The sequence below is a fragment of the Pollutimonas rozaliensis genome (genome assembly GCF_048751585.1).
Classification (GTDB): Bacteria; Pseudomonadota; Gammaproteobacteria; order Burkholderiales; family Burkholderiaceae_B.
In genome coordinates this window covers 66482-87290 of the sequence record NZ_JAZHOB010000007.1, presented here as the reverse complement: position 1 = coordinate 87290, position 20809 = coordinate 66482, and the positions used below count along the sequence as shown (strand labels likewise).

The window sequence follows — 20809 nt, the reverse complement described above, 5'->3', positions numbered from 1 at the left end:
TCAATGACTTTGACCGAGCTGAAATACATTGTGGCGGTCGCCCGCGAAAGGCACTTCGGACGCGCCGCCGAAGCCTGTTTTGTCAGCCAGCCCACCTTGTCCGTGGCCATACGCAAGCTGGAGGACGAACTGGGCGTGGTGCTGTTCGAGCGCGGCGGCACCGAGGTGGGCATCACGCCCATCGGGTTGCGCGTGGTGGCCCAGGCCCAGCGCGTGCTTGAAGAAAGCGCGAATCTGCGCGAGGTCGCGCGCCAGGGGCACGATCCGCTGGCCGGGCCATTGCGGGTAGGGGTCATACACACCATAGGGCCATATCTGCTTCCGCGCCTGGTTCCCACCCAGATAGCCGCCACGCCTCAAATGCCGCTGCTGCTTCAGGAAAATTTCACGGCTCGCCTGTTGGAACTGTTGCGCCAGGGCGAGATCGATTGCGCCATCGTGGCCTTGCCGCTGCCCGAGTCGGGCCTGATGGTGCATCCCCTGTACGACGAGCCTTTCCTGGTCGCCGTCCCCAAGAATCACGCCTGGGCGAACAGAAAGGAGGTCGACGCGGCCAGCCTGAAGGACGAGACCATGCTGTTGCTGGGCACCGGCCACTGTTTCCGCGATCAGGTGCTGGAAGTGTGCCCCGAACTGTCGCGATTTTCCGCCGCCAGCGAAGGCATACAGCGCACATTCGAAGGGTCTTCGCTGGAGACCATCAGGCATATGGTGGCGGCGGGAATCGGCGTCACGGTATTGCCCACCAGCTCTTTGTCCATGCCCGGACTGGAAAACAATCTGCTGACCTATATCCCGTTCAAGAAACCTGTTCCCGACCGGCGCGTGGTGCTGGTCTGGCGCAAGAGCTTTCCGCGCCCGGCCGCCATCGAGGCATTGATCAACGCGGTGCGCGCATGCGATTTGCCAGGGGTGGATTACCTGGATCCCGCGCCGGTTGCCGCCCTCGATCCGGCTTGACGAAAATCAAGCCTGCCGTCATGCAGGCTTCATGGCGGCATGGTATTCTGCTTACGTCATTCGAATCGCAATTTTTCTTCGGAGGTGTGTATGGCAAAAGCAAGCAAGCCAGCCAACAAAACGGCAAAAATCAGCGACAAGGGGCTGCCTATCGATATCGGCATTTCCGATAGGGACCGGGCCGCGGTCACGACCGAGCTATCCAAGATGCTGGCCGATTCCTATACGCTTTACCTCATGACGCACAATTTTCACTGGAACGTCACGGGTCCGCAGTTCAACACCTTGCACACCATGTTCATGACGCAGTACACCGAGCAATGGCAGGCGCTGGACAGCATCGCCGAGCGCATCCGCGCCCTGGGCCATTTCGCTCCCGGCACCTATGCCCAGTATGCGCAGCTTTCCTCCATTGCCGAGCCGACATCCGTGCCGGCTGCCGAAGAGATGGTGGCGCTGCTGGTCAAGGGCAACGAGGCCGTCGCCAAGACGGCGCGCGCCGCACTGAAGAAGGCCGATGGCGTCAACGACCAGCCCACGGTCGACCTGCTCACGCAACGGCTGGATATCCACGAGAAAAACGCCTGGATGCTGCGCAGCCTGTTGCAATAGGCGCCCGGCGTCCAAGCCCCGTTTTTCAAACCTATCCATATGGCGGCATCCTCATCCGGATGCCGTAATCGGTTTGATCGGCGGGGCTTTTTTTTCGCCTCGCCCATAGCGAAAACCCTGAAGCGTACCGCGGGCATGGGCGAATCTTTCGGTGTATGCTTTGCTGCGTACTTTCAGGAGGCTATATGAACATTCGTTTTACCCCCTTAACGGCCGCTGTCGGCCTGGCTGCCGGGATGCTGATGTCAAGCGGCGCCATGGCGGCGGACACCATCAAGATTGCGATTGCAGGGCCTTTTACCGGCGCGCTTACCCAATACGGAACGATGGTCAAGGAAGGCGTGGATACCGCCATCGAGCAGATCAATGCCGGTGGCGGCGTGCTGGGCAAGAAGCTTGAAGCCGTGACCATCGACGACGGCTGCGAGCCCAAGCAAGGTCCGGTGGTGGCCAACCGCGTGGTCAACGACAAGATCCATTATGTGGTCGGGCACGTATGCTCGGGCGCCACCATTGCCGCCACCAGCATTTACAACAATGAAGGCGTGGTCATGGTCACGCCCTCGGCAACGTCGCCGGCCGTTACCGACGGCAAGAACTACGACATGATCTTCCGCACGATCGGGCGCGACGATCAGCAAGGTCCGGCGGCGGCCAAGTTCATCATCGAAAAGATCAAGCCCAAGCTGGTCGCGGTGCTGCACGATAAGCAGTCGTACGGCCAAGGCATCGCCAGCTCGGTCAAGAGCGAGCTGGAGAAGGCGGGCGTGAAGGTTGCGATGTTCGAAGGCATCAATGCCGGCGACAGCGATTACTCGGCCGTCATCACCAAACTGAAAAGCTCGGGCGCCGATTTCGTGTATTACGGCGGCTACCACCCTGAAATGGGCTTGTTGCTGCGCCAGGGCGCGGAGCAGGGCCTGAAAGTGAAGTTCATGGGTCCGGAAGGCGTGGGTAATCCCGACATCAATGCCATCGCCGGCGCTTCGGTCGAGGGCATGCTGGTGACGCTGCCGGCCGACTTCACCAAGGACCCATCGAACGCGGCTATCGTAAAGGCGTTCAAGGACAAGAAGCGCGATCCCAGCGGGGCGTTCCAGCTGACGGCTTATTCGGCGATGACGGCGATCGCCGAAGGCATCAAGGGCGCGGGCGCGGACGATCCGGTGAAAGTGGCGGCTTATCTGCACAAGAATTCGGTGGCTACGCCTATCGGGAAGATTTCCTGGAACAAGCAGGGCGACCTGAACGATTTCAAGTTCGACGTGTTCACCTGGCACAAGGATGGGTCGAAGTCGGTTTACAAATAAGCTGATTTCGCTCCTGTTCCGCCGCTCTTGATGAGAGTATGGCGGGAATTGAAACCCGCATCGGATGATGCGGGTTTTTTCTTTCCGCGTTATTGATGCTTGCGGGGCTGGCTTGTTATGCTGTGCTGCCATAGCAAGTTGAAAACACGTATTGCGACCAAAGCATATACAGGACGGTCAGGCCAAATGAAGATACTGATAAACATTGACGTTCCGGAGCTTGGCCCCGCCATCGATTTCTACAGCGCCGCTTTATCCCTGAGCCTTGGCCGCGTTATTGACGACGATGTTGCGGAACTGACCGGGGCGTCTTCCACTATTTATCTTTTGCGCAAGGCGGCAGGCTCGCCTCCTGCGGAAAGTATCGTCTATGGTCGCCGATACACCAGGCACTGGACGCCGGTGCATGTCGATTTCGTTGTGGACGATATCGAGGAAGCCGCCAAGCGTGCCCTATGCGCGGGTGCATTGCAGGAGGGAGGCTGCGTCCAATGGATGGGATCGAAATGCATAAGCTTTTCAGACCCCTTCGGCCATGGCTTCTGCCTTATCGAATTCGCTGGCGAAACCTACAGCGGCGACGCTGATTGAACTGCCCGCCTTGCCGAGATCCCCGCCACCGTCATGTCTATGCCGCCATCCCTCCCTTTTCTAGACCAGACGCTCCGCGCTGTCGCTCGCCGTTATCGCCTGCCGGCGATGGATGACAGATCCGATCAGATAAAAAAAGCCAATCCGTCGGCCGCGATTGCCATGGTAATCGAGAAGGCGCGCGAGGCAAAGGTTCGCGGCGAAACGCCTGATCCAGAGCTGAAACGCGTTTTCATCGAAGCGTTGGCACGCATGATCCGGGAGGCGATGCGCCCGGAATCCGGAGACCCCGCCTTTCAGGCCATGGTGCTTAGGCACGGGGCAGCCCAGGTACGCGAGTATGCTTCGCTGTCCGCGCACGCCGATCAGGACCGCCGTCTGATTCATACGGTGGTTGATGCTATCGCCCACCCCGCCAAACAGCAGCGGCTTGCGTTGGGCCGGCAACGCGATAGCTTGGCCAATGTACACGCGCTCGCATCCGCCGCATCCTGGTCTGAACTTTTCGATACCACGCGAACCCTACTGGCCATGCCGGAGATTGCGGACGGATCGCCTTTGGAGCGCGGCTTGACGAAGCTCCTGGACAGCCCGGCATTGAAGCGCTTGAGGCGCCTGGAAACCCTGGCATCGGATGAGCTTGTGCGCCGCTATCAGTCGCTATGGGACCGCCACGGCCCCCGCTCGGGCAGTCCCGCCGCCTTCGCGCAAGGCAGCGTTTCGAAGCAGCGCGGCGCCGCAGTCGAAGCGTTGGCGGCGCGGGCAATCCAGGCGCTGGCTCGGCGGCTCAACGAGAAGGAGGGGAGTGGCGCGCCATATCGTGCCGTGACATCGATGCGCGTACCGGCTTCCATACCCGGCAGTTCTCATCGGGCCAAAACCGAGTGGGACGTAGCCCTGCTCAGGCGTGCGCAGGCCATGGATGCAAGGCCAGTGTGGGAGGTTTGCCTGCTCGTCGAGGCCAAGGCTTCGGTGGATGCCGCGGCAAGCGATCTTCCGCGGCTGTTGCGCGGGCTGCGCCTGCTTGCACAGGCCGAAGAAAATGCCGTTTATCCCTTCAGGACCGAGGAAGGGACAATGCAGCTGCTCGGCTCATCGCTAAGGGCGCTTAGGCACGACGAGGCGGGTCTGGCCGGGACCGTCCTTTATTGCTGCGATGCGCCCGCCGACGCGGCTCCGCGCCTGTTCGGCGCCGCCAGCCGGATGCAGCTTTTGTCCGCGACGGCGAGCCTGAAGTTCGCCGACAGCCTGGCGGAGAAACACGATGCGAACCCTCAAAGCCTGGAGTCCATTTGGCGTCAATTGCTGGATTCGCCCAGCTGGGGAGCCGTGCTGCATCAATCCGCCATGCTGCGCCAGGTGCGAGAATTGATGGTGCATACTGACGACCTGTTGGATGCGGTCCACCGAGTGAGCCGAGGCGAGCCATCTTCGGCGTGATGCCATAGACTGTCTCCTTGTTGAATTCCTCCAGAAATCAGGAAACCGTTTTGACCTTCCCGCCTAAACGCATTTGTCTCATTGCGCTGGCCAGCATCATCGCTTGCTGCCTTTCCGTCGCCAGCCGGGCGTCCAGCCATCATGCCAATGTGCGCGGCATCGTTGACGCCGCTATTCGCCCTGTCATGGCAGAGCACGATGTGCCCGGCATGGCGGTCGGAATTATTGTCGATGGCGAGCCGTTCTTCTTCAACTACGGAGTAGCCAGCACGGAGAGCAACACGCCGGTCAGCCAGTTCACGCTCTTCGAACTCGGGTCGCTCAGCAAGGCTTTCACGGGAACGCTGGTCTCGTATGCGCAGGTGCTCGGTAAATTGTCACTTGACGATAGTCCCGGCCAATACATTCCGGCGCTGCGGGGTAGCGCGATCGCTAGGGCCAGCCTTCTTAATCTGGGTACCTACACCGCGGGCGGCCTGCCGCTGCAATTTCCCGATGACATCTTGGGCGATGACGCGATGATCAGTTATTTCCGAGAATGGAGACCGAATGCGGCGCCTGGCGCGCAACGCAGATATTCCAATCCCAGCATAGGCTTGCTGGGGCACATCGCGGGACTCGCTTTGGAGAGTAAATTTTTCGTGGCCGTGGAAAGCCTGCTTTTCCCCAAGCTGGGACTCAATCACAGTCATATCCATGTGCCGGAAAATGCGATGCCCGACTATGCCTGGGGATATAACAAGGTGAACAAGCCTGTCCGGGTCAATCCCGGCATGTTCGATGCCCAGGCCTATGGCGTCAAGTCGACGGCATCCGATATGATCCGTTTCGTACAGGCAAATATCGACCCCACAAGCCTGGAAGAGCCGATTCGGCGCGCAATTGAAGGCACGCATGCAGGCTATTTCAAAATCGGAGATATGGTGCAGGGGCTAGGGTGGGAGCAATATCCCTATCCCATCGGCCTGGAGCGTCTACAAGCCGGAAACTCACCGGCCATGAGCATGGAAGCCAATGCGGCGCAGCGCATTGATCCTGTGCGGATGGCTTCAGCCTCAGTATTGTTCAATAAAACCGGCTCGACAAATGGATTTGGCGCCTACGCGGCATTCGTGCCGGAAAAGAAGATAGGCATCGTAATGCTTGCAAACAGGAATTTTCCGATTCCTGCCCGCATAAAAGCCGCTCATGAAATCCTGGAGCAACTCCCACCACAAGCAAGATAGGACAATTTTCCTGCGCGCCCGCAAGCCAAGAAAGGGCGCCGCCGAAGCGGATCAATCGTCGATCCGCTTCCCCGTCTCTGGATCGAACCAGTGCAAAGGATGATCCCAGTCGTTTCCTATCTGCACCGCCTCGCCGATTTGCAGCGGGTAATCCTTGGTCAATCCCACCGGGCAGCGCAGGACTATGGGCGTATCGCCATGACGGCCGTGTATCAGCTGCTCCGACCCCAGGATCTCCACCATTTCCACGTGCATGGGAATACCGCTGGCATGCAGCTTTATGTGCTCCGGGCGCATACCCATGATCACCTTGCGGTTGGCCACCGAAGCCGGCACCAGAGCTGGATCGAACTGCAGCACCGCCCCGTCTTCATCCCTTACTTGGCGATCGCCATCCACCAGCACCGGAATCAGATTCATTGGAGGCGAGCCGATGAAGCTTGCCACAAATAGAGAAGCCGGCTTTTCGAACACTTCGATAGGCGTCCCGATCTGTTCAGGCACGCCCTTGTTCATCACCACCATGCGCTCGGCCAGGGTCATCGCCTCGACCTGGTCGTGCGTCACGTACAGACTGGTCGTCTTCAGCCGCCGGTGCAGCTTTTGTATTTCCAGCCGCATCTGTACGCGCAGCTTCGCGTCCAGGTTGGATAAAGGCTCGTCGAACAGGAATACCTTGGGGTCGCGCACGATCGCGCGGCCCATGGCCACCCGCTGCCTTTGGCCGCCCGACAATTGCCGCGGACGGCGTTCCAGCAGATGCGTCAGCTCTAGAATTTGGGCCGCGTCCTGCACGCGGGCCTTGATGTCTTCCTTGCTCAGCTTGCGTATCTTCAAGCCGTAAGCCATGTTGTCGAAGACCGTCATGTGCGGGTACAGGGCATAGTTCTGGAACACCATGGCAATGTCGCGTTCGGCCGGCTCCAGCGTATTCACCACTTTGTCGCCGATCAGGATATCGCCGCCGGTCACGCTTTCCAGGCCGGCGACCATACGCATCAGTGTGGATTTTCCGCAGCCCGATGGGCCGACGATGACAATGAACTCGCCATCTGCAACGTCCATGTCTATGCCGTGTATCACCGCGATGTCGCCGGGGTAGACCTTCTTTACGTTGCGAAAACTCAATGTAGCCATGTGTAATTCCAAATCGGTGTTTAGTAGTGCGCCGGGTGGGGCGGCGGCGTTTATTTTTCCGAGTCCACCAGCCCTTTCACAAACCATTTCTGCATGAAGATCACGACGGCAACCGGTGGGATCATGGCCAGTAGGGCGGTGGCCATGACCAGATTCCATTCCGTCACGGCGTCGCCGCCGGCGATCATGCGCCTGATGCCTATCACCACCGGGTACATGTTTTCCTGCGTGGTAATGATAAGAGGCCACAGGTACTGGTTCCAGCCGTAGATGAACTGGATCACGAACAGGGCGGCGATGCTGGTGCGCGACAAGGGCAGCAGCACGTCCTTGAAGAAGCGCATGGGGCCGGCGCCGTCGATGCGGGCCGCTTCGATCAGTTCGTCGGGCACCGTCAGGAAGAACTGGCGGAACAGGAAGGTTGCCGTCGCGGAGGCAATCAGCGGCAGGGTCAGGCCGGCGAAACTGTTCAGCATGCCCAGGTCGGCAACCACCTTGTAAGTGGGCGCGATGCGCACCTCCACGGGCAGCATCAGCGTGACGAAGATCATCCAGAAGAAGAACATCCGGAAGCGGAAGCGGAAATAGACCACGGCGAAGGCGGACAGCATGGAGATCGCGATCTTGCCGATGGCGATGACCAGCGCCATCACGGTGCTGACCCACATCATGCGCGCTACGGCGGGCGTATTGGCGGCCTCGCCCGTCAGCACCGTGCGATAGTTTTCAAGGAAATGGCTGCCGGGCAACAGCGACATGGGCGCCTGGGCCACTTCCTGCGTAGTCTGGGTGGAGGCGACGAACGTTACGTAGAGCGGGAAGGCGATGATGGCCACCCCGAGTATCAGCACAAGGTGGGTAACGATGTCGAGTATGGGGCGGCGTTCTATCATGATTGGCTTTGCAGTATCGGGCGTCGATGGGCGCGTCAGTAATTGACCTTGCGGTCGATATAGCGGAACTGCACCACAGTTAGCAGTACGACGATGATCATCAGGATGACCGACTGAGCGGCGGACGAGCCGATGTCCAGCCCTTTGAAACCGGCGTTATACACCTTGTAGACCAGAATCGATGTGCTGGAGCCCGGACCGCCTTGCGTCATGATGTCGATGATGGCGAAGGTATCGAAGAAGGCGTAAATCACATTGATGACCAGCAGGAAAAAGGTGGTCGGCGAAAGCAGGGGGAACACAATGGTCCAGAAACGGCGGGAGGGGCTGGCACCGTCGATGGCGGCCGCCTCGATCAGGGAGCGCGGAATGGATTGCAGGCCGGCCAGGAAAAACAGGAAGTTATAGGAAATCTGTTTCCAGACCGAGGCCAGCACGACCAGTATCATGGCATCGTCGCCATCCAGCCTGGGGTTCCATGCAATGCCCGATTCCATCAGGAAAACGGCCAGTATGCCTACCGACGGCGAGAACAGGAACAGCCATAGGACGCCCGCAACAGCGGTGGCCACCGCATAGGGCCAGATAAGCAGGGTTTTGTACACGCCGGCGGCCTTGACCACGCGGTCGGCCATGACGGCCAGCAGCAGCGAAATGCTAAGCCCCAGCACGGCAACCAGCACAGAAAAAAGCGCGGTCACCTTGAAAGAGTCGACGTAATCCGAATTGGAAAACAGTTCGGCGAAATTGGACAGCCCCACGAACTGGGACGAAAGGCCGAAAGGATCTTCCAGCCTGAACGATTGCCACATGGCTTGCCCGGCGGGCAGGAAAAAGAAAATAACCGTAATCGCCAACTGCGGCGCAAGCAGCAGATAGGGTAGGGTTTTATGGCTGAAGACGACGCGTTTTTCCATGTGGAAGCCGGCAAAAAAAGGCGCTATTGTCGCATAAGCGAAAAACCGCGGGAAACGTCCGGAATACGGCCATTTCCCACGGCTGCTGTTCTAGTCCAAGGTCTTACTTTACGCTTTTCTCGAAACGCACAAGCAGCTCGTTGCCGCGCTTGACCATGTTTTCCAGACCCGCCTCGGGTGTGACCTTGCCGGCGAAAATCTGCTCCATTTCGCCATCTTCGATATCGCGGATCTGCGGCAGGTAGCCCAGACGGATGCCGCGCGAGTTTTCCGTCGTGGTGGCGTCCAACTGCTTGACGGCAACGTCGGTGCCGGGATTCTTGTCGTAGAAGCCCGATTTCTTGGTCAACTCGAAGCCGGCTTTGGTCACCGGCACATAGCCTGTGCCCTGGTGCCATTCGGCGGCCTTCTCGGGGCTGGAGATGAACTTGAAGAACTTGGTCACGCCTTTGTAGACCTCGGGGGTTTTCTTGGCGAACACCCACAGCGAGGCGCCGCCGATGATGGAGTTTTGCGGCGCGCCCTTGACGTCGTCATAGTAGGGCAGGCTGGAGGTGCCGAACTCGAATCCGCCCGTCTTGATGATGTTGGCGCGGTTGCCGCTGGAGCCGGTGAACATGCCGCATTTGCCGGAGGTGAACAGGGCGCCTGAGGCGTCGCCGCGGCCGCCGTAGGTGAACGTGCCTTCCTTGGACATGTCGGCAAGGAAAGTCATGTGGCGCACGAACAGGGGCTTGTTGATTTCGAGCCGCGCGTCCAGTCCGCCGAAGCCGTTGTCCTTGGATGCGTAGGGCGTGTTATGCCAGGCACCGAAGGTCTCCAGCTGGATCCATGAGGGCCACGATGTGGTGTAGCCGCATTCCATGCCTGCGGCGCGCAGCTTCTTGCCCGCTTCGGCGACGTCCTTCCAGGTTTTGGGCGGATGCTCGGGGTCGAGTCCGGCTTTCTTGAAGGCGTCCTTGTTGTAGTAGAAAACAGGCGTCGAGCTGTTGAACGGCATGGAAACCAGCTTGCCGTCGGATGAAGAGTAGTAGCTCGCCACCGCGCCCAGGAAGTCGGCCGGATTGATGGGGTCGCCCACTTTTTCGGACATTTCCTGAATAGGCTGGACGGCGCCCTTGGCGTACATCATGGTGGCGGTGCCCACTTCGAACACCTGCAGGATGTCGGGTGCATTGCCTGCGCGGAAGGCGGCGATGCCGGCATTCATGGATTCGCCGTATGCGCCCTTGTAGATGGCATGGACCACATAGTCCGACTGGCTTTTATTGAATTCGTTCACCAGGCCATTCACACGCTCGCCCAGGGCGCCTTGCATGGAGTGCCAGAAGTTGATGTCGGTGGCCGCATGGGCCGAACCCATGCCGGCGATCACGCCAGCCAGTGATAATGCAAAAAGCTTTGCTCGCATAAGATGTTCTCCTGAAGAATCCTGTCCGGCCGGGGTGTCCGCCGAAATTCGGTTGTAAGCTTATGACGTGTTTATGACATTGGCGTGACTGTAACGACAATACGCGAAGAAGGTCAATGCAAATATACCCGTGTCCGGATCTCGAAAATCGTACAATATCGGCCTTATGACCCAAGAACTTACTATTGCTTTTATCGGCGGCGGCAATATGGCCACCGCCCTGGCGGCGGGCCTGATCGGCAAGCGCTGCGGCGCCCACGATGTCCATGTTGTCGACGTCACCGCTTCCGTCCTTGAAAAATGGTCGCAGCAGGGCGTGTCGGTCGCCGCGGCGCCGGACGCCACGCTGGCCAGCCGCCGCGTGTGGATCTTCGCCGTCAAGCCTCAGTACCTGAAGGCGGCGGTCGAAAGCTGCCGGCCTTTCTTGCGGGACGACACGCTGGTCATCAGCATTGCGGCCGGAATCTCAGCCGAGACGATCAGCCAGTGGCTGGGCACGGCCGACAAGCCCTGGACCCGCCTGGTGCGCTGCATGCCCAACACCCCGGCTCTGATCGGTTCGGGCGCCAGCGGCCTAATGGCTTTGAGCGGCGTCTCCGAAGACGACAGGACCGTGACGCAGCAGCTCATGCGCGCCGTGGGCGAAGTGGTCTGGGTTGAAAGCGATGCGCAAATCGATGCCGTCACCGCCTTGTCGGGCAGCGGCCCGGCCTATGTCTTCCTGTTTCTCGAATCCCTTATACAGGGCGGCATCGAACAAGGCCTGAGCGACGATCAGGCGCGTACCTTGGCGTTGGCCACCCTCAACGGCGCAACCCAACTGGCGGCCCTGTCGCACGAAAGCCTGGCCGTCCTGCGCGAACGGGTGACCTCCAAGGGCGGCACGACAGCCGCCGCGCTCGATGTCCTTTACAGCAAAGACTTTCCAGCCATAGTCCAGCTGGCCATGCAGGCCGCGCGCGACCGCGCCGCCGAGCTATCCGACGAGTTTGCCAAATGAAATCATGGGGCGGGGCGCTGCCCTAATCCCGCAAGCCTCCAAATACGCCTTTTTGCGACTGAAATAAATCCGATTCCGTAAGGGCTTATCCGTAGTGACATGCACTCAGCGAATCGTCAGAATACGCTAGCCGTTTCAGGCGGAAGCTAATAACAATGGCTTGCCGTAACAAAGCATGTGAATTCGTAACATGAATTTGCTCATACGGCAGGCTTAACCGGAGATTTGCAGGCATGAAGTCCTTAAAACGAGTATCACCCTTAGTCATGGCCCTGGGCGCCATGGCCATCGCCGGCAGCGCCTTGGCGGCCGATACCATCAAAATCGGCATACCTCAACCCATGACCGGCCCCGCCACCCAGTACGGCGACCAGATCCAGGCCGGCGCGCTGACAGCCATCGAAGCCATCAATGCGGCGGGCGGCGTCAAAGGCAAAAAGCTCGAACCCCTGCTCATCGATGACGGCTGCGAGCCCAAACAGGCCGTTCCGGCGGCCAACCGGGTCATCAATTCCGGCGCCAAGTTCGCCGTTGCCCACGCATGCTCGGGCACGACCGTCCCCGCCGTGAACGTCTACGAACAAGAAGGCATAGTCGCCATCACCCCGGGGGCCACGTCGCCGCTGGTGACCGACACCATCAAGCCCCATTTCTTCTTCCGCACCATCGGACGGGACGACCAGCAAGGTCCTTTCGCCGCCAATTACATCATCAAGCACCTCAAGCCCAAAACGGTCGCCATCCTGCACGACAAGCAAACCTACGGTTCGGGCGTGGCCACGCAAGTGCGCGACAACCTGACCAAGGGCGGCGCCGAAGTGGCTCTGTTCGAGGGCATCAACGTGGGCGACAGCGATTATTCCGCGGTCATCACCAAGCTCAAGTCGCTCAACCCCGACCTGATCTATTTCGGCGGCTACCATGCCGAGCTGGGCTTGCTGCTGCGCCAGGCGCGCGAGCAAGGCCTCAAGACCCAGTTCATGGGTCCTGAAGGCGTGGCCAATAAAGACCTCGTCGCCATCGCCGGCCCGGCCGTCGAAGGCCTGCTGGTTACGCTGCCTTCCGACTTCACCAAGCTGCCCGGCAACGAGAAAGTGCTTGAGCACTTCAAAAAGTACAAGCGCAGTCCTGACGGCGCCTTCACGCTGACCGCCTATGCAGCCGTGCAGATCCTGGTCGACAGCATCAACGCCGTCGGCGAAGATCCCGCCAAGGTGGCCGACTACATGCACAGCCATGCCTTCAACACCGCCATCGGCAAGGTCGAATACGATGCCAAGGGCGACCTGAAGGAATTTGAATTCGCTGTCTTCAAATGGGACAAGGCCGGCAACCTTGAGCAGCTGAAACTCTAAACGCAGCGCTGCATGCTCCAGCCTGCCAAGGGCTGGAGCATTTCTTTTCTTCCCTCGGTTGGCTCGCAGTCGTTTTGCCGGGCCGACGTTCCGGAATATCCGTTTTATGTCTGAACTCATACCCCAACTTACGCAACAGCTGTTCAACGGCTTGTCGCTGGGCGCCATCTATGCGCTTATCGCCATCGGCTACACAATGGTCTATGGCATCATCGGCATGATCAACTTCGCGCACGGCGAAATCTATATGATTGGGGCGTACGTCGGCTTGGTTACCCTGTCCGCCATTGGGGTGAACAGCGGTCTGCCGCTGCCCATACTTATTCTGGTCATGCTGATAGTCGCCGTACTGGTTACGGGTGTGTATGGCTATGCCACCGAAAAAGTCGCCTATGCGCCCTTGCGCGGCGGCCCGCGCCTGGTGCCGCTTATTTCCGCCATCGGCATGTCCATTTTTCTGCAGAACTGGGTGGCGATCGGCCAGGGAGCGCGCGACATGGCCGTTCCGGCGCTCGTCACCGGCTCGGTCCAATTCCAGCTGGGTTCCGATTTTGTCATCACCGCGCCGTATTCGCGCATCATGATCATCGTCGTCACGGTGCTGCTGATGATCGCGCTGTCGCTGTTCATCAAGTATTCGCGCATCGGCCGCGCCTCGCGCGCATGCTCGCAGGACCTGCGCATGGCGAACCTGCTGGGCATCGATACCAACCGCATCATTTCCTTCACCTTCATCATCGGCGCCATGCTGGCCGCCGTTGGCGGGGTCCTGATCGCGCTGGCCATAGGCAAGCTCAATCCCTTCATCGGCTTCATTGCCGGCATCAAGGCGTTCACCGCCGCCGTGCTGGGCGGCATCGGCAGCATCCCCGGCGCCATGCTCGGAGGGGTGCTTCTGGGCCTGGCGGAAACCTTCGCCGCCGCGTATATCTCGTCCCAGTACAAGGATATCGTCGCCTTCGGCTTGCTGGTCTTCATCTTGCTGTTCCGACCGACCGGCCTGCTTGGTAAACCCGAAGTGGAAAAAGTGTAATGGGTAACAACGTCAAGAACGCGCTGATCGCGGCCTTCATGGCCGGGGTCATTATTGCGCCCATCTTCGGTTTGCAAATTGTCCGCAGCGGCATGCAAACCCATCTGAAGCCGGAATGGAACATGATCCTGGCCGGCATGGCCATCGTATTCGTATTCCAGGTGATACGGCCGCTGCTGGCGCGCGTATTCAAGCGCAGCGGAAAGACCCGCGCGATGCCGGTGCTGACCGAACCCGTGCGGCGCGGCCTGATCTTTCTGCTGGTCGCCATTGCGCTGGTATGGCCGTTCTTTACCGGCCGGGCGCAGGTCGACATCGCAACTCTGGTGCTCATCTACATCATGCTGGGGCTCGGCCTGAACATCGTCGTGGGCTTTGCCGGCCTGCTCGATCTGGGCTTCGTGGGCTTCTATGCCGTGGGCGCCTACACCTACGCCTTGCTCTACCATTGGGCGGGCTGGGGTTTCTGGGAAGCGCTGCCGTTCGCGGGCGCCATGTCGGCGTTGTTCGGTTTTCTGCTGGGCTTTCCGGTGTTGCGGCTGCGGGGCGATTATCTGGCTATCGTCACCCTGGGCTTTGGCGAGATCATCCGCCTGCTGTTGATCAACCTGTATTCCCTTACCGGGGGGCCCGACGGCATCTCCGGCATTCCCAAGCCGACCGTCCTGGGTTTTCCCATGGCGCGTCGCGCTCCTGAAGGCGTCACCACCTTCCACGAGCTGGTGGGCTGGAACTTCGACAACCAGGACGTCATCATCTACCTATACCTGATGGCGCTGTGCCTGGCCTTGCTGACCTTGTTCGTGTCCAACCGAGTCATACGCATGCCTATCGGACGAGCTTGGGAAGCCCTGCGCGAAGACGAGATCGCCTGCCGCTCTTTGGGCCTGAATCCCACCCGCATCAAGCTGTCGGCCTTCACCATGGGCGCCATGTTCGCCGGCTTCGGCGGCGCGTTCTTCGCCGCGCGCCAGGGGCTGGTCAATCCCGAATCCTTCACCTTCATGGAGTCGGCGCTGATCCTGGCCATCGTGGTGCTGGGCGGCATGGGATCGCAGGTGGGCGTCATCCTGGCCGCCATCGTGCTTACCGTGGTGCCCGAGATAGCGCGTGAATTCGCGGAATACCGCATGTTGATTTTTGGATTGGTGATGGTGTTGATGATGATCTGGCGTCCGCAAGGCCTGCTGCCCGTCAAGCGCCCGCAGGTGGAGTTGAAAGTATGAGCGAGGTATTGCTTAAGGTATCTGGCCTTACGATGAGGTTCGGCGGTTTGCTTGCGGTGGACCAGGTCGAGTTCGACGTGAAGCGCGACGAGGTTTTCGCCATCATCGGACCCAACGGCGCCGGCAAGACGACGGTGTTCAATTGCGTGGGCGGTTTCTACAAGCCCACCACGGGCGACATCCTGATGGACGGGAAAAAAATCAATGGCCTGCCCAGCCATAAGGTGGCCCAGCAGGGCTTGGTGCGCACCTTCCAGAACGTGCGCCTGTTCAAGAACCTGACCGTCCTTGAAAACCTTCTGGTCGCGCAACACACCCATATCGAGACCAGGTTGTTGCCGGGCCTGTTCAAGGTCCCGTCCTACCGCCGCTCTGAACATGAAGCGCAAAAAAACGCGGTCGACTGGCTCGACTTCATGGGCATACGGCAATTTGCCAACCGCGAGGCCGGCAATCTGGCCTACGGCCATCAGCGCCGGCTGGAAATCGCCCGCTGCATGATCACCCGGCCGCGCCTGCTGATGCTGGATGAACCGGCCGCAGGGCTCAATCCCCAGGAAAAACGCGATCTCCAGCAGCTTATCGATCAGTTGCGCCGGGAATTCGGCGTGGCCGTTCTGCTCATCGAACACGATATGAGCCTGGTCATGGGCGTATCGGACCGCATTCTCGTCATGGAGCATGGCAAGCCCATCACCACCGGCCTGCCCGCCGATGTTCGCGTCGACCCTCGTGTCATCAAAGCTTATCTGGGGGAAGAATAGTGCTCAAGCTCCAAAACATACATACCTACTATGGTGCCATCCAGGCGCTTAACGATGTTTCCGTAGAGGTCAACAAAGGCGAGATCGTCACCCTGATCGGCGCCAACGGCGCAGGCAAGACCACACTGCTCATGACGGTCTGCGGCTCTCCCCGCGCCAGCAGCGGCTCCATCAGTTTTCTGGGCGAAGACATCACCCAGGCCGACACGCATACCATCATGCGCCGCGGCATCGCCATCTCGCCCGAAGGCCGCCGTGTCTTCCCCGACCTGACCGTGGCGGAGAACCTGAAAATGGGCGGGTTCTTCCTGAAGGCCAAAGAAGTCGAGGAAGGCCTGGATCATGTCTATGACCTGTTTCCCCGGCTAAGGGAACGCGCCAACCAGCGCGCCGGCACAATGTCGGGCGGCGAGCAGCAAATGCTGGCCATCGGGCGCGCCCTGATGACCAAGCCCACCTTGCTGTTGCTCGACGAGCCTACGCTGGGGCTGGCGCCGCTGATCATCGCGCAAATCTTCGATATCATCCGCACCATACGCGAAGAGGGCGTCACCGTCTTCCTGGTCGAGCAGAATGCCAACAAGGCCTTGCAGGTCGCCGACCGCGGCTACGTGCTGGAAACCGGCAAAGTGGTCCTGGCCGATACCGGCGCCAACCTGCTTGTCAACGACGAAGTCCGCAAAGCCTATCTGGGCGCCTAGCCAGGCAAAGCCCGGGGCTCCGGCCCCGGTATGCCGGCCAGCTTGGGGACGTTCGAACATACTATGACGGCAAGCTGCGCAATAAAGCCGATTGCCGCGGCGAGTATGCAATATTCCGCAGGGTAAATGCTTCCTATCATGGCTGCCATCAAGGCTCCAATCGGCCTGGTGCCATAGGTCATCGTCATGATTACCGCGGAAACGCGACTGATCAGGTCGGGCGGGGTGACCGCTTGCCGAAGGGTTGTCGTCGAAATCGTCCAAAGAATCGGCCCGGCTCCGAAAAGAAAAAAGCTGGCGCACGCCAGGGCAAGGCTTGGATACCAAATCGAATATGCGATTGCCGCCGCGCCAAGCAAGGCGCCGATCGGTCCTGAAATAATCATCGAACCAAACGAGAATTGCCGGCCGGCCCATGGAGCCGCTACCGCGCCCGCGATCATGCCAAGGCCATAGCAGGCCATCGTGATACCTACTTCCAATGCGGATAGCTCTAAGTGTTCAGCCGCATAAGGGACAAATGCCGCTTGAAGCATGAACCACGACATATTGAAGATGACGGCGGTTATCAGAACTGGCCGTAAAAGAGGGCTGGCGAGTGTGAAATACATACCTTCGCTCAGCTGCGCCCATAGTCTTCCATGCCTCGGCACGATAGGATTGGGAGGCAGGGAGCGCAAGAAATTAACGGCTGAAAGGGAAAAGACCAGGGCAAGGCAGTAAGAGAAGGATGCACCCATAGAGCTGAAGACCAGCCCCGCCACACCGGGGCCCGACGTAAAGGCGATGCTGCGTGCAAGTTCCAACCGGCTGTTTGCCATGGAAAGCAGAGGCCTTGCAACCAGATGAGGCACCAGGCCAGGCGTAGTTACGTTGTATGCCACGGTGCCCATGGCACCTACGAAACCAAGCAAGGCCAGGGTTGAAAGCGTCAAGCTTTCCAGCGCGATCAGTAAAAGAATCAAGCCAAAGGAAAACGCCCGCAGCCCTTCCGCGAAGGCAAGGACGGTCTTGCGAGAAGAGCGATCCGCCAACAGGCCCGCGGGAATCGCCAGCAATAAGAACGGCAGGGTCTGCACCATCTGCAGCGCCGCTGTCTGGCTGGTGCTTGCGCTAAAAAGAAAGACCGCCAATAGCGGCGCCGTCGCAAGCCCGATTTGTTCGGCCGCCTGTGCCAGCAGATTTGACCAGACCAGTCGTTTGAACGGCGGGCTGAAACGCGTCGGTGTCCCCATGTCGGCCTCTTATCGTCATAGCCGCCTTGATCGCGACCGGCAAGGCCTTCCTTGGCCAATTCGCGCTATCTTGCTTTAGCAGGCCTTGAGGAGCACTCTGTTTCTTGCTTTCGATATTCTTCCCAGCTACGCCGTTGGTGAAACCCAGTGATTTCAACGCCACGTTATACGGAAATTTTGAGGCGCGGCTGGCGGGCCGGGGACGGGCGACTTTAAGCAAGCCGCAGCCGTCGTTTCAAGGTGGAGGCGTAAGAGGGCGTGCTGTTTGAATGAGTCATCAGCCCACAGGCGGCTGATGATTCATGAGCTCACGCCCGGCCTCCGCCTTGAAGCGACGGCAAGGCAGCCCCGAAGGGGCCGCGGCGATGGAAGCACGGCTCCGGCCCGCCGGCCGCGCCGTTTAAGAAACCGAAAAATCGGGTTCGTCACTCACCCCGGCCAATAAGCCGAGGCGCTCGACCCGCTCAAGTCCGGATGCAGCCCACCAGACCTGAACCTATCAACACTTAAGAAAGCCCCTGCGCCTTCAATGCCGCTTGCACCCCGGAGTCCGCTTCCATGCGGGCAAAGAAAGCCTGCAGATTCTTCATGGCTCCAAGATCCACGTTCTTGCCTTTCGCCCACCGCAAGACCGTGTACAAATACGGATCCGCCACCGAACGCGTCCCGGCTATCCAATCCTTGCCTTCCAGTTGCTTGTCCGCCACGCCGAACAACTGTAGCAGCTTCGCCGTCGACGTCTCGGTCAACTTCCGCTGGAACTCCTCGTTGTCGCCCGCGAAGTAGCCCGCCGCGAAAACATTCGCGAACGTCCGATGAATGTCGGCGTTCACCAAGCCCAGCCAGCGGCGCACCTCCGCGCGACCGCGCGGCGTATCCGGCAACAGCTTCGCTTCCGGATTCAGCTCCGCCAGGTATTCCAGAATTGCCGAGCTTTGCGTAAGCGTCATATCGCCATCCACCAACACCGGCACGGCGCCCAGGGGATTAAGCGCAAGAAACGGGGCCTGCTTCATCTCGTCGCGGCCGACGGCTTGCGCTTGATAAGGCTTGCCTATCCATTCCAGGACAATGTGCGAGGCAAGAGAGCAGGCGCCGGGCAAATAATAAAGCTTCATTGTGTATTCCCTTGTAAAAAGTGGGTTAAGGATTCAAGTGCGCAGCAAGAAACGCTTCCATGCGTTCATAGAACTCGAATTTATTCTCGTCGTTGTGAAAACCATGCCCTTCATTATCCTTCACCATGTATTCCACTTCGATCCCGCGCGCCCGCAGCGCGGCGACCATCTGGTCGCTTTCGTCCTTGTTGACGCGCGGATCATGCGCGCCTTGCGCAATGAACAGCGGCGTTCTGATTCTGTCAGCATTCAGGGCTGGTGAAGTGGCCACAAGCCGATCGCGGTCGGCTTCAGGATCGCCCACCATGCTGTGCATCTTCGTCAGCATCGGCTTCCAATAGGGCGGAATCGTATTCATGAAGGTCAGCAGATTGGACACGCCCACATAGTCCACGGCGGCGGCGTACAGATCGGGGGTGTAGGCAATGCCCGCCAGCGTTGCATAGCCGCCATAACTGCCGCCGTAGATCGCTACGCGGTCCGGATCGGCGACGCCTTGCGAAATCAGCCATTCCACGCCATCGCTTATGTCGTCCTGCATGCTCAGCCCCCATTGGCCGAAACTGGCTTCCCAGAACTTCCGGCCGTAGCCCGTCGAACCCCGGTAGTTCATCTGCAGCACGCAATAGCCGCGATTGGCCAGAAACTGGGCCTCAGGGTTGAAGCCCCATCCGTCCCGCATCCAGGGTCCGCCGTGCGGATTCACTATGCATGGCAGGCCGCGCGCGGGGCGGCCCTTCGGCAGGGTCAGATAGCCGTGTATGGTCAGGCCGTCGCGCGAGGCGTACTGTATGGGCCGTACCGGCGCCATGTCGCTTTCGGCCAGCGTGGGATTGATATCGGCCAGCTTGTCCAGCGTATCGCTGCCCGCATCGTAGATGTAGCGGCTGCCCGGCGTGCGGTCGTTGTAGGCGGCAACGATGAATTTCGTTTCGTCGCGTGTGCCGCTCTGAAACGAAATTTCGTAGCCCGGCAGCTTCTTCGAAATCCGGGCGTGGCGCTGCGCGCTTTCCTCGTCGAAGAAATGATATTGCGGTTTGTCGGTCTGGTAAACGGCTACGGTCAGCACTTGCCGTAGGCGCGAGTACCCCGCGCCGTCCAGGTCGTTCTTGTCGGCCTGGAAAATTACCTGCTCTTGGTCGGGGTCGTTTGGATCGATCAATACCAAAGCCAGGCAGTCGCGCCCCCGATTGCTCAAGGCATACAGGCGCTGGTTGTCGAAGCTGAAGAATTCCGGGCTGACCACGCTGCGGAAATCTGTGGTGACGATGGGCCGGAACGGGTCAGCGTCGGAGTCGCGATACAGCAGGGTGGTGTGCAGTCCGTCGCTGGTCATGGCGGCCCGCAAGCGCCCCCGGTGGTCGGTTTGCCATCCGACGATGTTGCCGGGGTTCTCGGCCGCCAAAACAAGTTCGCCGCTCCGGATATTGGCCCGGTAGACATCGAATACTTCGGGATTGCGGCCGTTATGGCTGATCAGGATGTGATCCGGATCGTCTTGCAGATCGTCCTCGATGCTGGCACGCACCCCTGGAAAAGGTGTCAGATCAGTCAAGATGCCGCTACGGGCGTCGACCGCCAGCACATGGAAGTTCTCGTCGCCGTTGAAGTCTTTTTCGTAAATGACGGTGTCGGACCCTTTCCAGAAAAACTGGGCGATGTCCCTTTCGGTTTCGCTCGTCAGGCGCCGTGCCGCCCCAACCGGCGTGCTGCCCCGCAGCGCCTGGACGAATATATTCATGCGGGCGGGCCCGCCTTGTATGCTGGCAGGTTCCATGAAGCCCAGCGTGGCGCCATCATCGGACAAGCGGAAAAATCCACGATCGGGGTTGCGGAAGAAATCCTGGACGGCATACTTTCTTGGCGGCATGGGCGAAGAC

General features: G+C 59.7%; 19 protein-coding genes. 12 read left to right on the top strand and 7 right to left on the bottom strand.

The annotated features are described in order from the left end of the window. The first annotated feature begins 3 nt into the window (after positions 1-3). The 6 genes from V0R37_RS14030 (at position 4) to ampC (ending at position 6139) form a co-directional block, all read left to right on the top strand. A complete protein-coding gene (locus tag V0R37_RS14030; protein ID WP_420375115.1) occupies positions 4-960 on the top strand; it encodes a LysR substrate-binding domain-containing protein in 957 nt (318 codons plus the stop codon). Between the two features lie 90 nt (positions 961-1050). Beyond that, positions 1051-1572, top strand: coding sequence for a Dps family protein (locus V0R37_RS14025; protein ID WP_420375114.1), 522 nt, complete (start codon positions 1051-1053; stop codon positions 1570-1572). 185 nt (positions 1573-1757) lie between these two features. Beyond that, entirely contained in the window at positions 1758-2882 is a 1125-nt protein-coding gene (locus tag V0R37_RS14020; protein ID WP_420375113.1) for a branched-chain amino acid ABC transporter substrate-binding protein, read from the top strand. Between the two features lie 186 nt (positions 2883-3068). Next, a complete protein-coding gene (locus V0R37_RS14015) occupies positions 3069-3473 on the top strand; it encodes a VOC family protein (RefSeq protein ID WP_420375112.1) in 405 nt (134 codons plus the stop codon). 33 nt (positions 3474-3506) lie between these two features. Then, positions 3507-4913: a 3-deoxy-D-arabino-heptulosonate 7-phosphate synthase gene (locus tag V0R37_RS14010; RefSeq protein ID WP_420375111.1), complete on the top strand. Its 1407-nt coding sequence runs from the start codon at positions 3507-3509 to the stop codon at positions 4911-4913. A 50-nt stretch (positions 4914-4963) separates the two neighbouring features. Beyond that, positions 4964-6139: a class C beta-lactamase gene (gene ampC / locus V0R37_RS14005; RefSeq protein ID WP_420375327.1), complete on the top strand. Its 1176-nt coding sequence runs from the start codon at positions 4964-4966 to the stop codon at positions 6137-6139. A gap of 51 nt (positions 6140-6190) precedes the next feature. Here the strand turns inward: ampC and V0R37_RS14000 are convergent, their stop codons facing one another. The 4 genes from V0R37_RS14000 to ugpB form a co-directional block, all read right to left on the bottom strand. Beyond that, positions 6191-7276 carry a sn-glycerol-3-phosphate import ATP-binding protein UgpC gene (locus V0R37_RS14000; RefSeq protein WP_420375110.1) on the bottom strand — a complete coding sequence of 362 codons (1086 nt, stop codon included), beginning with the start codon at positions 7274-7276 and terminating at the stop codon, positions 6191-6193. Positions 7277-7326: 50 nt separating this feature from the next. Next, positions 7327-8169 (bottom strand): sn-glycerol-3-phosphate ABC transporter permease UgpE, encoded by an 843-nt coding sequence (gene ugpE, locus V0R37_RS13995; protein ID WP_420375109.1) that lies wholly within the window; start codon positions 8167-8169, stop codon positions 7327-7329. 35 nt (positions 8170-8204) lie between these two features. Then, entirely contained in the window at positions 8205-9086 is an 882-nt protein-coding gene (gene ugpA, locus V0R37_RS13990; protein ID WP_420375108.1) for a sn-glycerol-3-phosphate ABC transporter permease UgpA, read from the bottom strand. A gap of 103 nt (positions 9087-9189) precedes the next feature. Further along, positions 9190-10497, bottom strand: coding sequence for a sn-glycerol-3-phosphate ABC transporter substrate-binding protein UgpB (gene ugpB / locus V0R37_RS13985; RefSeq protein ID WP_420375107.1), 1308 nt, complete (start codon positions 10495-10497; stop codon positions 9190-9192). Positions 10498-10663: 166 nt separating this feature from the next. On the opposite strand from ugpB, the gene proC reads away from it, so the two are divergent. The 6 genes from proC (at position 10664) to V0R37_RS13955 (ending at position 16576) form a co-directional block, all read left to right on the top strand. Continuing rightward, complete coding sequence (gene proC, locus V0R37_RS13980) at positions 10664-11497, top strand: pyrroline-5-carboxylate reductase (protein ID WP_420375106.1); 834 nt, start codon at positions 10664-10666, stop codon at positions 11495-11497. Positions 11498-11730: 233 nt separating this feature from the next. Continuing rightward, positions 11731-12852, top strand: coding sequence for a high-affinity branched-chain amino acid ABC transporter substrate-binding protein (locus V0R37_RS13975; RefSeq protein WP_420375105.1), 1122 nt, complete (start codon positions 11731-11733; stop codon positions 12850-12852). 106 nt (positions 12853-12958) lie between these two features. Beyond that, positions 12959-13885 (top strand): high-affinity branched-chain amino acid ABC transporter permease LivH, encoded by a 927-nt coding sequence (livH, locus tag V0R37_RS13970; protein ID WP_420375104.1) that lies wholly within the window; start codon positions 12959-12961, stop codon positions 13883-13885. Then, on the top strand, positions 13885-15111 hold the full coding sequence (locus tag V0R37_RS13965; protein WP_420375103.1) for a high-affinity branched-chain amino acid ABC transporter permease LivM: 1227 nt from the start codon (positions 13885-13887) through the stop codon (positions 15109-15111). Before livH ends, V0R37_RS13965 begins: the two co-directional genes overlap by 1 nt. Continuing rightward, positions 15108-15875, top strand: coding sequence for a high-affinity branched-chain amino acid ABC transporter ATP-binding protein LivG (gene livG / locus V0R37_RS13960; protein ID WP_420375102.1), 768 nt, complete (start codon positions 15108-15110; stop codon positions 15873-15875). The genes V0R37_RS13965 and livG overlap by 4 nt, the downstream gene beginning before the upstream one ends. After that, entirely contained in the window at positions 15875-16576 is a 702-nt protein-coding gene (locus V0R37_RS13955) for an ABC transporter ATP-binding protein (protein ID WP_420375101.1), read from the top strand. Before livG ends, V0R37_RS13955 begins: the two co-directional genes overlap by 1 nt. Here V0R37_RS13955 and V0R37_RS13950 read toward each other — a convergent pair. The 3 genes from V0R37_RS13950 to V0R37_RS13940 all read right to left on the bottom strand — a co-directional run bounded on the left by V0R37_RS13950 (position 16573) and on the right by V0R37_RS13940 (position 20799). After that, on the bottom strand, positions 16573-17811 hold the full coding sequence (locus tag V0R37_RS13950) for an MFS transporter (protein WP_420375100.1): 1239 nt from the start codon (positions 17809-17811) through the stop codon (positions 16573-16575). The two genes, V0R37_RS13955 and V0R37_RS13950, sit on opposite strands and share 4 nt — an antisense overlap. 506 nt (positions 17812-18317) lie before the next feature. Next, positions 18318-18929 carry a glutathione S-transferase family protein gene (locus V0R37_RS13945; RefSeq protein WP_420375099.1) on the bottom strand — a complete coding sequence of 204 codons (612 nt, stop codon included), beginning with the start codon at positions 18927-18929 and terminating at the stop codon, positions 18318-18320. Positions 18930-18954: 25 nt separating this feature from the next. Continuing rightward, complete coding sequence (locus tag V0R37_RS13940; protein WP_420375098.1) at positions 18955-20799, bottom strand: alpha/beta hydrolase family protein; 1845 nt, start codon at positions 20797-20799, stop codon at positions 18955-18957. Positions 20800-20809 lie beyond the last annotated feature (10 nt).